The sequence below is a fragment of the Herbaspirillum sp. WGmk3 genome (assembly GCF_023952535.1).
GTDB lineage: Bacteria > Pseudomonadota > Gammaproteobacteria > Burkholderiales > Burkholderiaceae_D > Herbaspirillum > Herbaspirillum huttiense.
In genome coordinates, this window is record NZ_JAKYWT010000002.1 from 481,098 (window position 1) to 492,897 (window position 11,800).

Below are 11,800 nucleotides of genomic sequence, written 5' to 3' on the forward strand. Positions count from 1 at the left end.
CTTCTGTTGCAGAGGCTGGCGGAAGGCTGGCGGAGGGAAAGCTTGTGACGGCAAGGGAGGTGTTTCAGCTGGCGGCCTCGCGGGTGTCGGAACGTCGCTGCAAACCATGCAGGGCGGCGGCCACGATCAGATAGACGGCAGCGTTGGGCCAGAACACTTCACTGATCGGCAGCCAGCCCATGGCCAAGGCACCGGCAGCTGTTCCCAGCAGGGCACCGGCCTTGGCGGCGCTGTTGCCAGCGCCGAGCACCCAGCCTTGGCGGTGGCCATCGGCCTGGCGTGACAGCAGGGTGTAGAACACCGGCAGCAATGCGCCGAGGAACACGCCCCACAGCAAGCGTGCCGCGACAAACCAGGCCGGCACATGACTCATGGACTGCAAGGCCAGCGTGGCAGCGCAGGCCAGGGTGATCCACTTGACCCGCTGCAGGACTTGCTCCGGTGCCAGTGCAGCGAAGGCGCGTGCCCAGAGCGGAGCCGCAATGCACAGGCCCAGTGCGGTAGCGCCATAGCAAAGGCCGGTGAAGCTGGCATTGGCATGCAGGACCTGATCGGCATACACCGCAAAGAAAGCCTGCGGCATGATCTTGCCCGCCTGCACCAGCAAGATGCCCAGCAACAAGCCTTGAAACGCCTGCAGTGCAGGGCGTTCTGCCGCCGTTGGAGCAACCGGCTTTGATGATGCGCGCTGTCGATCAGTCGGCGCGGCTGGCTTGACGAAGGGCAGGGCCACCGCAGCCAGCAGCGCGCACAGCACGCACACCAGCGCGGTCGTCAGGTTGACGATCCAGAAGCCCCAGAGGTCAAACAGGAGGCCGCCCAGCCATGGGCCCAGGGCTGAGCCCATGGCGGTGGCCACTTGCAATCGTGCCATGAGTGAGCTGCGCTGCGCCGGGGTGGCCAGACCCGCGCCATAGGCTTGCGCCGTAGCGATGAAGCCGCCCAGCGCGCCCTGGATCAGGCGCGCCAGCAGTACTACGGTGACGCTGTCGGTCCAGGCCGCCATCAGCTGGCTGACCGCCAGCGCCAGCAAGGCCCGCACCACCATCGGCTTGTGGCCCGTCTGGTCGCCCAGGCGGCCCCACCAGGGGGCAGTGAGCATGGTCATCAGCAAGGGGCCGGCATAGACCGCCATGCTGACCCAAGCCAGCGTGGCGGCCGACATGGGAGCCAGCTCCCGCAAATGCAGAGGCCAGAAGGGGCCGCTCATTTCCATCGCGCCCATCGAGAGCAGCTGGATGGCCATCAGATAGCGCAACGCCACAGCCGGACTGCGGCCCATCAACACGCTCATGCTGCGCCCAGCAGGGGATTGGGCATGCGCAGGACGACGTCCTCGGAGGTGTCGCTCAGGCGCATGCGGACGAAGGACTTGGCCGGCCAGTCATCCTGCAGCAGTGCCCGATACTCGGTTTGCCAACGCTGCGGTTCGGTGTTTGGCTTGAGTTCCGCGAAGCAGGCTTCGAGACGCTCGCGCAGTACCGCCATGAATGCTGCTTCCGGCTTCTGATAGGTGCGTGAGAGCAGCAAGGCAAGTTCGATGATGTGGCACAGCATGAAGGCGTGCAGAAATTTGTCGCGCACGGAATCGTTGTCTTCGAACAGGGTGTGCTTGCTGCTGTAAGTTTCCAGCGCCAGTCTGCTGTGGCGCAAGGCGGGGGCATGGATGCGCAGGTCCCCAAAGTCTCGCAACAGCATCTGCACGGGCCGAAGTTGGGCATCCACCATCACGAAGCTGTTCTGCTGATGGGCTTCAAAGGCGATGCCATAGCGCAGATAAGCTCCCAGCACTGCCGGCAAAGCGACGTCCAGATAGGCAGCAAAGAAGTGTTCGGCAGCATCGGCGTCGTCTCCCCACGCTGCGCTGACCAGATCGCAGACCAGCGGACGCCCGCTCAGAGGGGAATCTGCAAACAAGGCACCCACCGGTACCGGCATGCGCTCCTTGCAGCGTTGCGTCATGGGGTTGCTGCGGTAGAGCAGGGCCAGGTGGCGGGAGACATCGTCATTGCCCTGCGGGTCGCGGTAATACAGGCCGACTTCTTCACCGAGGATGGCCAGTCGTCCGCCGAAACCGTTTTCCCCGGCGATGATGTCGCGCAGCAACCTGGTCAGGCGCGGGCCCATCACGGCAGACTTTGGCGAGACGGTACGCTCGACGCTGGTCAGGCGCAGCGATACGGGCAATTTCATGTGCGGCTGTGTCGGCGAGCCTTCAGGGGCCACGGTGCGGAAGGACATGGTCGGCCGGGCTGGCAGGCTCGCTTCGGGCAGCAGCAGGAGCTGGCGCTTTTCCAATGCCTGAGCGAAGCGTTCGGGGATGGCGCGATCCAGCTGGTAGGGATGCAAGGGCAGGGGGAGCCAGTGTGAAACGTCTTCACCTCGGTGCTGCAAGGATGCTGTCCACGTTTCCCAGGCTTGCGGGTAGTGGGTAGCGAACCATTGCCGGTATTCGGCGTGGTCCTGGCCGCCGGTGATGCAGGCGACATCGACGTGCATTGCTGCCAGGGAGAGCGTGATCGTGGCTTCAAATTCGGGCGAGAGCGCCATGACCTCGGCGCTGCTCAAGCCGAGTTTGGTCTTGTAGTTGGGGTGCCAGGGATGGCCCAGCGTGCCCCATTGTTCCAGCAGCAGGCTCGGGTTGGGGTGCGCTGAACGGAATAATGCAGAGACAAAATTGGTCTGCTGCTGCCCGAAATCAGCACGCAATCGAAGTCCCCAGTGTTGGCGGTAATTCAGGCAAAGGGCGTCATTTTCTGCGCTGTTGGAGAGCTCCATGATCAGCCGTTGCAGGCTGGCTTCGGAAATGTCCTCATGCGCCCGAGCCACCTTTGCCAACAGCATGGACGAGCTCAGCAAGGCTTGCGGGACCGGGTTTCCGACACTGTAGTGTGCGATGGAACCGTGAAGCTGGCAGTTGTCCGCCACACCCAGGTGCAGGCCCTCGATGCGCAGCATGCTTTGCGCTTTCCACAAAGGCAGCCAGGCGTAGTGCCCATCAAAGATCAGGTGTTCCCGCTGCAGCAGCTTTTCGCGGAACAGCGCTTGCAGGGTGCGTTGCAGACTGCGCTGCCGGGCTTGATGCCAGGCTCGGTTGAGATGGACATCTTGGGGTTCACCTAGGTCCTGGATGAGATTCAAAGTACGCATATTGTTGCCTCATGTAACAAAGTGTCTTTGAATTGTATCAAATGAGAATAGCTATTATTCGTATTTATTCGAGGGGTATTTATATCGACCCTTGGTAGTTAGGGATGGTGTTGCGCCTTATCTTCCTTTATTTTATTGGGAACAATCATTCATCTTAAAAAATACTGTTGCGAATAAATAGATCCCAGTTTTGTTGCGCAACTTTTGAGACGACACGCAACAGCCTGCCGTCAGAGTGATATTCTTGGTAGTAGCCGTGACCCGAGACGAATTTTGTAGCCACCGGATAAGTGAGTTCTTTATGCTAACGCCAAGGAGAACTCAATGAAGAAGCGATTTGCGGACGAACAGATCATCAGCATCTTGCGAGACGTAGAGAGCAAGGAGATTGCGACGGTAGATCTGTGCAAACGTCACAACATTACTGAGCAGACCTTTTACCGCTGGAGAAACAAGTTTGGTGGTATGGGTGTCTCGGACGCCCGGCGGCTCAGAGAGCTTGAATCCGAGAACGACAAGCTCAAACGCATGGTGGCGGAACAGTTACTGGTGATTGATGGCTTGAAGGAGTTAAGCCGGAAAAAATGACGACCTCCGCGGGCCGGCGCGAAGCGCTGGAAGTCCTTACTCGCCGGGTGAATATTCTCCGTAAAAGAACACGGCAATATTCTTAAGCGGCACCACCTTCGGAATTTAAAAGGCACCACCTATTCTCGCGAAATGGAGCCAGGTTCGCGCTATCGTAGCCACTCTTTATCCCATGGGGAAAATTGCTCTTCTCTATCCCTACTGTAGCCTATCAGCCGCTACATTCCGATGCGATGGGTTATGCTTTCTGTTTGCCAGAAAGAGATGACTTACGATGCCAAGTCGAATTCTTGTGGTTGAACTTGAAGCGACCTGCTCAGATGATGGCTCCATCAGCGCAGAAGAAATGGAAATTATCGAAATTGGAGCCTGCTGGGCTACCCGAGACGGTCAAGTGCTGGAGCGATTTCAGCATCTGGTAAGGCCGCTGGTGCGTCCAATTCTCACGCCGTTTTGCAAACAGTTGATCGGGATTAGGCAAGAGGAAGTTGATCAAGCTCCCTCGTTCCCAATCGCAGCACGAGCGCTCCAGACCTTCGTCAATGACTTGGTATCCCTCCCATCTGGATGAGTTGGGGCACTTACGACCACAAGCAACCCCTAAGAGATGCTCAGCGCCACGGTGTCGCAATGCCGCTGGCTATGCCTCATCAGAATGCCAAGCGGCTGTTCGCGAAGGCACAACGCATCGGCAAAGAAGTGGGCATGACCAAGGCATATGCTCTGGCTGGCCTTGAGTTGGAGGGGCAACATCGTCGCGGACTAGACGATGCGGTCAATATTGCTAAGCTGCTGCCTTGGGTGTTTGGGCAAGCCTCTCTTCGGGACGCCAATAAGCCAGCACAGTCCTAATCTGACGGAGAAATTGATGCTGTTCAACGTCTTTATCGACACCGAATTCACCGATTTCATTGACCCACATTTGATCAGTATTGGTCTAGTGGCACAGAGCGGCGAGGAGTTCTATGCCGAGCTTCCCTATGATGTGTGTGAATGCAGCGAGTTCGTCAAAGCTGCCGTCCTTCCGCTCTTGGGATATGCGCCTTATGCAGAAATGACCATGGACGATCTTTATGTCCAGATGACGAACTGGCTCAGGTCGGTAAGGCCGAAGGATCAAGAGGTCTACATTTGCTACGATTACCAGACAGACTGGGATCTCTTTTACGACGCCTTGGACGGCCATGTCCCCTCCTGGTGCAAGCGTCGTCTTGTCGCAGATCGCATTAATGAGTTACTTCGGTACGAATACCATAAAAAAACTTGCTTCCTGAGCACCACTCCCTGAATGATGCTAGGGCAAACCTTTATGCATCCAGAGAGCCCGCATAGGAGTTCACGAAGCCTAAACTCTTGCTAGATGTAATCGGAAGAAAACGAGCAAACGACGACATGCTCACTCGGTCGCCAACGCCCTTAAACTCGCGCTCTGTCTTCGCAATGTGATTCGCCAGCTTGGCCAGCGCTTTGGTTGGATCGATTCCCACGCGCACCGACATAAGTGGCGTAATTTGACGAATTGCATCAGTATTAATCCGCAAAGCTATTTGCGATGCTGAAGCGCCCCTCGATCAATAACAGTCTTTACCGCTGTAAAAGTATGATCTTGGGCCGCCAGCAATTCGACGAAATTGTAGTAATTCTCGTTGAAAGAAAATGCATGCCATTGTGTTTCTAGATATTGGCGAAACCGCTCAGCCTTTCGATATCGCTTCTCAATATCGAAAGACGCTGCATATTTCACTACCTCTGCCCTGGCGTCATCGTCGAAAATGGGCGTGTCAGTGGAGACTGCATCTAAGAACGCAAATGAAGCACTCCAGTAGCGGATATGATAAATACCGACGGATGTGGCGCGGTAATGAAATTGATCGGGTAACTCATGGTCATCGACGGAAAGCTCCCGATAATGAGCGTGAGGAGTTTCTATCAATCTTTTAGTTGCAAGCTTTCTAATGGCATGGCGTATTTGGTCCTCGAAAAAGCCATGACGAAGCATTTCCGAAATAAGTGCCTGCCCGGCGACGAACCCGTCGTTGTCTAGAAGTGGCGCATTTGAATGCAAATAAGCTACGACTAAACTCGCTAAAAAGTGCTCACGCGGATCAGCCGAACTTATATCGAAAAGATTGCAGGCAACTAAAGATGAATGAGCGTTGAAGTAGGCATATTCGCCTAGCAGTGCATGCTTAGTAAATTCATGCAGAGGGATTTTATAGTCCCCCTTCTCTTCTTCGATACGAACAATCTTTGGAGAATCAACATTCGGACTGCCAAAGAATCCAGTAATTAGCTCAATAACGGCTCTAGTATTTCCACCGGTAATATTGCTTAGAAATTGCCTTATTGGCTCACTGGTTCTCACCGATCTCAAAGTCGCGTTTAAAAACGAAACCACATTACTGAGTCTAATCCGAATTCCAGATAACGCAGCTGGCTCAACCTTTCCTTCCGCGACTCGAACGGCAAAAATCAGACGTTTCTGAATGACTTCATCGGCAGGCGGAGGTGAAATAGTGAGTATTTTATTTTGATATGCGGAAAGAGCGCCTGTCGTTTTGGAGACATAGAAAGTACTTGGCCGCAAAGAAACAAACACAATTAGGTTCCTAGTGGCAGCAAGCTCCTGCGCAATCAGGAAGGCCTCTTGCTGAACAGCGAAGCTTCGCTGATCAGCATTATCAAGGATCAAAATAATTTGCTTGTTGCGACCATGAGCAAGATGGCCCAAAGAGGCCTGCAGATGAAGATCTCGACGATTGACCTTTTCATTCAAGAATCCAATCCGCTCTTTTTCATAACCATCAGGGTCAATCCTCTTAAGCGCGCCTTTAACGCTTTTATCAAAATCAAGCAGATCATGATGGTAAATGGCGTTCGCAAAATCTTCTGACTCAATGTCAACCCCATATTTTTTCTTCAATACGGTTGCGATTTCACTCAAAACAAAAGCTTTGATGTCAACGGTTAGCGTAGCCTTAATGCCGAGATCCAGATGGATAAAATACGTATTTGCCTTCTCCGTTCCCTCCAAATTTTCGTATAGATTCTCGAAAAATGATGTCTTTCCAACTCCTACGTCACCTATCACTACAACCGGCCTGGAGCTTCCGGCACTGATGGCGGTCGGATCAGTGAACTTCAATTTCCCTGGCCCTTCGACAACGGCAATTGAATCCAAGGCAGATGGAGCAATATTGTTCTCACCCACTCTCTTATAACGTGACTCGATCAGCTTTTTGCTAAGCAATAGATGGCGGTTGTTAGCCTCAAGAGGGACGTAGCACTCTTTATAGAACGAGGATTTTAACTTCGGATTATCCTCAATTTCCTCCAATAGCAAAGACGACAATGAGCGAAGATTTTCTTGAAACTCGCTCCGGTATCGATGTTTATTGGGTTCAGCGATTGATGTTGATGCCTTCTGCGGCATCCGGGGATTCCTATGGAGAGACAAGTCCCGATATGCTGTGTTTTCTGCCACCCCTTCGGGGGAAAGCAATTTCCACAACAAAGGAAAATTATTTACATAGGACTCAAATCCATCAAAAACGTAACACTCACCGTCGAGAGGAGAAAGATTTGGAATGTAAGCTTGAAACAGCACTAGCTGTGGTCCATTACAAACGATTGCGATTGATACTCCTCGGACCGCGCAATAAGGTATGACTTGATTTACAGCGGCCGATAATTCTTTGGATGCTGCAAGTAATGGCCTTAACTTCCGAACAGGTGCCACACCGGAAACAGGTGGAAAATCAAAGTGCTTCGATTCTTTTTTCGCTTCAAGGACGGCCTTAGGAGGCATACCATTACCCAACAAATAATCAGCCCGCCCGCCTAAATCATCATATTCCTCGACCGCCATATTGGGCTGCTGCCAACCCAAACATTCGACCAACAATCTATCTATAAACTGGAAACGATTTTGCGCCTCACTCCAATGGAGAGCGTCAACAGGAAAAGAAGCAAGAATAGACTTAAGGTTCGCTAGACCATCTGTAAGTTCAAACGCCGCCTGCATAGATCCCCCCAAAAATATCCGAAAGTAAATACGTAATTGGTTACCAATAAGCGATTTCGAGGTCAATAAATTGAGATTGTTGGATTAGCCAATCCGGATCCCTCCGGTTCTGGGTGTCGCGAAAGTTTCCGGTTCTTTTCCCAGCGGGAATCCTACAATGTATGCGACTTCTACCTGCATGGGCTTGCCTTCGCTCTCACCAAAGCGCACTGACATCTGCCGCTTAGCGTACCGTAACGACATGCCGAGCGAGCGCAAAGAATCAATCTGTGTCTGCATCTCGTCATATACATCGAGTTTGTCCGATTGAGTGTAGAGATCATAGCTGTCGCGGTACTCTCGGAAATAATCTACTAGGCTGGCAAGCGTTTGATCTAGTTCGCGAGGCACGTCATAGGCAGCTTCAAAGAGATCCATGGGGCAATTTTCTGCCAACTGAGCCAATTGCTTTCCGGTCGTGAGCGGAGATGCTTTCAGAGTGACATGCTCTTTATCGAACTTCTCTTTTTGGGCCGCCAGCTCCTCCGCGCTTGGTATTGCAAAAAGCTTGTTGAGGGCATCAATATCGTCAAACTCAAATGCTCGTGCAAGTGCGCGACGGCTATCCATGCTACTCGGCTCACTTTGCTCGATGCGCTGGACCGTTCGCACACTCAGACCAGAAATTTCAGCCAGCTGCTCCTGGGACCATTGACGGAGTTCACGGAAAAACTTCACAAAAATTGCTAGCTCTTCAGCGGTCAGCATACGGAACTGAGTGGTTTGTTCAGAAGTGTTCATTAGTCGCTCCAATTGGCTTTCTCGATGTCGTGAAGTATGGTGGCCCGGCCTCCTTGGGGACACGACAGTAACCCGACACCGCGAAGACACGCTTGCGTAGGCTGAATCGCGAGCAAGTGCCATCGTAGCTTGATCCTCCACGTAGTGACAAAATCCGACACGTCCCTTGTTTTAAGTAAATATTTCAACAATAGTTGAAATATTGTGTTTTGTGAGAGACTCATGGAAACCAAGACCGTTATCACCGCAATGGCTGCATTAGCCTAGGAATGGCGCCTGGCCATCTTCCGGCATCTGGTCCAGGTGGGACCAGAGGGCTGTGCCGCCAGCAAGATCGGAGAAACCTTGGCCATTGCTCCTTCGTCCGTATCCTTCCACATGAAAGAACTGTCGCACGCTGGCCTTGTGAGCTCACGCCAAGATGGGCGTTTCGTCATCTACGCTGCCAACTATGGCGCGATGAATGATGTTTTGAGTTTCCTGACGGAAAACTGCTGCGGGGGAAATCCTTGTTCGCCCGTGAGCGCCTGCTGCGAACCGTCCACCACCGCCAAGTAGCCATCGCCTGCACCTATCAGGCGTTTACCCCCCCCCATCTTATCGACTAAGGACAGAAAGTGCTGGCTGCTTTTGTCATTTTCCTGCTCACCCTGATTTTTGTCATCTGGCAGCCCAAGGGGCTCGGCATTGGCTGGAGTGCGTGCACCGGCGCCGCCGTGGCTCTTACTGCCGGCGTCATTCATCTTTCTGACATACCGGTTGTCTGGCACATCGTCTGGAACGCCACGGGGACTTTCATCGCCATCATCATCAGTCTGTTGCTAGACAAGGCGAGCTTTTTTGAGTGGGCTGCCTTACATGTAGCCCGTTGGGGAGGCGGGCGTGGTCGCTCGCTGTTCGTGCTGTTGATCCTGCTGGGCGCGGCTGTATCGGTCCTGTTTGACAACGATGGTGCTGCACTGATCCTGACGCCGATTGTCATCGCCATGCTTCTGGCACTTCGTTTTTCACCCCAGGCGACACTCGCTTTTGTGATGGCGGCAGGTTTCATCGCCGACACGGCAAGCTTGCCGCAGGTGGCTCATCGTATGCGTTGTTCTGGGCTGCGTCAGTCACGTTCAGTCACGCCTCATTTGAATATTCTCTCCCAATACTATCTTCACCCCTAGTCGGTTACTAGCCGATGTTTTAAGCTTCATCAGCGACGTTTTTCTGCACGTGGAAATCCCATTTCCTGCGCTATCTATCTGTATTTAAAAGAACTTTCCAATAATTGCTTTAATACTGTACTGATTAAAATGTCGGAAAAAAGACAACCGCGTCGCGTTCCCGAAGTGGATAAGATTCGTTCGATTTTCTGGTTTCATTGGATCGGGGTGCAGATCGGGACAAGCCAGGCGAACGAAGTAAGATAAGTGCTGGAGCCGAATAAGACGCAGCTGAGCGCGAGCGGGGAGCCGGATAAGAACGACAAGTTCTCCCACTACAAATTGGGTATCCGCATGCCCAATGCGACCCTCATCGAACATGCGAACTGGTTGGTTCCAAGCTCTATGGGGATCATCAATCTTACGTTGTGGAGTGTGTTGCGCCACCAAGGCCCGGTAGCTAACGTCGCGATGCAATGGATCGTCCGCTTGAGCCCCAAGGTTCAAAACCTGATGATCAAACAGGATCATCGCGTGCGCGACCAGGCCAGCGATATCTACCTCAGGGAACTGATCAAGGTCGGAAAATGGGATAGCTTGGCTGGTTTGACCATCCTGTTGCGGATCAACTTGGATGCAGGCGATCAAGATGCAGTGTGACGGTGCGCCCATGCAATCTTTGGTCTTCTCATCCTTCTATCGACCGAGCTGATCGCTTACGGCATTGCTGGCGACCTCTATGCCCTTTATGCCGAGAAGTTCTTCAAGCAAGCCAAAAAAAGGAGCGTATCAGGGTGCCTGGGGCACTCTACAATTTGAGCGGACCGCAATTGGTGCGCTCATATGGGCCGAACGCGAGAGAGCACTGACGACTGGGCGCAAGCGATCCATCGAGTATTACATCATGGCCGCGGTCAGCGGAACGCTGGAGAATGGAAGAAAAAACATCGTGCCGATGATGATTCCGGATCTGGACGTTGGGCCGCCTACAGAACAAGGAGCACTGATGCAGGAGAGATATCGAAACGCCGTGAATAAGGCTGGCTCCGCTTATAAATAATAGGTGGTTCCCTTTAAATACATTCGGTGGCGCCATTTATTTCGGCAATGTGGCGCCGGAAGCGGAGAATCGCTGGCTCCGCTTAAATCGCCGAGGTGGCTCCTTTACGGAGAATACTCACCGGGGGCTGTCGCAACGCAAGGCATGTCGTTATCTGGAACTGAGCCAGCGGGTAGCGGGTTATCAGTTGCTACAACCTGAAAGGATCGGAGCCTGACGCAGCGGCTCATCGCGGCATCGCAAGAGGTCCCTCGCTTCGGCTATCGGCGTATGTCTGCCTGGCTGGCCTTGGGCGAGTCCCGAGTGCGACGGCTCTGGGACGCTCTAAAACTGGGCATTCCACGAAAGCGGCTTCGCAGGCGTCGATGCGGCAACGACATTCGGCTACCTGGAGCAACCAAGCCTGATTCGGTCTGGAGCTACGACTTTGTTCATGACCAGATGGTGGATGGACGCTCATTGAAGATGCTGTGCGTGATCGATGAAAACACCAGGGAATGCCTGGCTATAGAAGTTGCTGCCAGTTGCGCTCCCAGGATGTCATCCTGACACTCTCGCGATTGATGCGGTTACATGGAAAGCCAGCTTACGTCCGGTCGTACAACGGAGCCGAGTTCACAGCGGCCAAGGTCATGCGCTGGCTGCGGGATGCCTCCGTTGGCCCCGCCTTCATTGCCAGGCAGTCCATGGCAGAACGGATTCGTAGAAAGCTTCAATGGCAAACTGCGTGACGAACTGCTTAACCGAGAGTGGTTTCGCAGCCGGGCAGAGGCAAAAGTGCTGATTGAAAGATGGCGTCAGTTCTACAACGAGCGCCGGCCGCTTAGCGCCCATAACTACCAACCTCCAGCTACGGTCCGTTGAGCCAGGCTGGAATCGAATATGTTCGACAACCAACTCACTGCCTGACTGGCTACCAATTACCGATGCAGGTCAGCCTCTGTTGCCTTTACTGCTCATCCTCTCACGTACACTGCTGGTCACTATCATCGAAACGGACCGAGCGGCTAACCATTTAGTCTTCAAAATGCTGCGCTGCTAAGATGCACG

The 11,800-nt window shown here is 53.5% G+C and carries 10 protein-coding genes and 3 pseudogenes; 9 read left to right on the forward strand and 4 right to left on the reverse strand.

Annotated features, from left to right (window positions below; genetic code table 11):
* Window positions 1–64: 64 nt before the first annotated feature.
* The gene (locus MKD49_RS08190) at window positions 65–1,294 is read right to left on the reverse strand and encodes an MFS transporter (protein ID WP_121045398.1); all 1,230 of its coding nucleotides are present in this window, start codon (window positions 1,292–1,294) and stop codon (window positions 65–67) included.
* Entirely contained in the window at window positions 1,291–3,150 is a 1,860-nt protein-coding gene (locus MKD49_RS08195) for an IucA/IucC family siderophore biosynthesis protein (RefSeq protein WP_252696015.1), read from the reverse strand. Before MKD49_RS08195 ends, MKD49_RS08190 begins: the two co-directional genes overlap by 4 nt.
* Window positions 3,151–3,474: 324 nt before the next feature.
* Between MKD49_RS08195 and MKD49_RS08200 the strand changes: the two are divergent.
* From MKD49_RS08200 to MKD49_RS08215, 4 genes and pseudogenes are all read left to right on the forward strand, one after another.
* Window positions 3,475–3,812 (forward strand): annotated as a pseudogene (locus MKD49_RS08200) (transposase); the annotation flags it as partial.
* Between the two features lie 272 nt (window positions 3,813–4,084).
* Entirely contained in the window at window positions 4,085–4,309 is a 225-nt protein-coding gene (locus tag MKD49_RS08205) for an exonuclease domain-containing protein (protein ID WP_252696370.1), read from the forward strand.
* Between the two features lie 59 nt (window positions 4,310–4,368).
* Window positions 4,369–4,590, forward strand: a complete 222-nt coding sequence (locus tag MKD49_RS08210) for a hypothetical protein (protein ID WP_252696016.1) — start codon at window positions 4,369–4,371, stop codon at window positions 4,588–4,590.
* Window positions 4,591–4,606: 16 nt separating this feature from the next.
* Entirely contained in the window at window positions 4,607–5,026 is a 420-nt protein-coding gene (locus MKD49_RS08215; RefSeq protein WP_371925447.1) for a hypothetical protein, read from the forward strand.
* Between the two features lie 255 nt (window positions 5,027–5,281).
* On the opposite strand, the gene MKD49_RS08220 is transcribed toward MKD49_RS08215, so the two are convergent.
* Both MKD49_RS08220 and MKD49_RS08225 read right to left on the reverse strand, forming a co-directional pair.
* On the reverse strand, window positions 5,282–7,762 hold the full coding sequence (locus MKD49_RS08220; RefSeq protein WP_252696017.1) for a hypothetical protein: 2,481 nt from the start codon (window positions 7,760–7,762) through the stop codon (window positions 5,282–5,284).
* An 84-nt stretch (window positions 7,763–7,846) separates the two neighbouring features.
* Complete coding sequence (locus MKD49_RS08225; protein ID WP_252696018.1) at window positions 7,847–8,542, reverse strand: helix-turn-helix domain-containing protein; 696 nt, start codon at window positions 8,540–8,542, stop codon at window positions 7,847–7,849.
* 276 nt (window positions 8,543–8,818) lie between these two features.
* Between MKD49_RS08225 and MKD49_RS08230 the strand changes: the two genes are divergently transcribed.
* The 5 genes and pseudogenes from MKD49_RS08230 to MKD49_RS08250 all read left to right on the forward strand — a co-directional run.
* Complete coding sequence (locus MKD49_RS08230; RefSeq protein WP_252696371.1) at window positions 8,819–9,100, forward strand: helix-turn-helix transcriptional regulator; 282 nt, start codon at window positions 8,819–8,821, stop codon at window positions 9,098–9,100.
* Between the two features lie 59 nt (window positions 9,101–9,159).
* A pseudogene (locus tag MKD49_RS08235) lies at window positions 9,160–9,633 on the forward strand (ArsB/NhaD family transporter); the annotation flags it as partial.
* A 324-nt stretch (window positions 9,634–9,957) separates the two neighbouring features.
* Window positions 9,958–10,350: a hypothetical protein gene (locus MKD49_RS08240; protein WP_252696019.1), complete on the forward strand. Its 393-nt coding sequence runs from the start codon at window positions 9,958–9,960 to the stop codon at window positions 10,348–10,350.
* A gap of 79 nt (window positions 10,351–10,429) precedes the next feature.
* The gene (locus tag MKD49_RS08245; protein ID WP_252696020.1) at window positions 10,430–10,750 is read left to right on the forward strand and encodes a hypothetical protein; all 321 of its coding nucleotides are present in this window, start codon (window positions 10,430–10,432) and stop codon (window positions 10,748–10,750) included.
* 115 nt (window positions 10,751–10,865) lie between these two features.
* Window positions 10,866–11,614: pseudogene (locus tag MKD49_RS08250) on the forward strand (IS3 family transposase); the annotation flags it as partial.
* Between the last annotated feature and the right edge of the window lie 186 nt (window positions 11,615–11,800).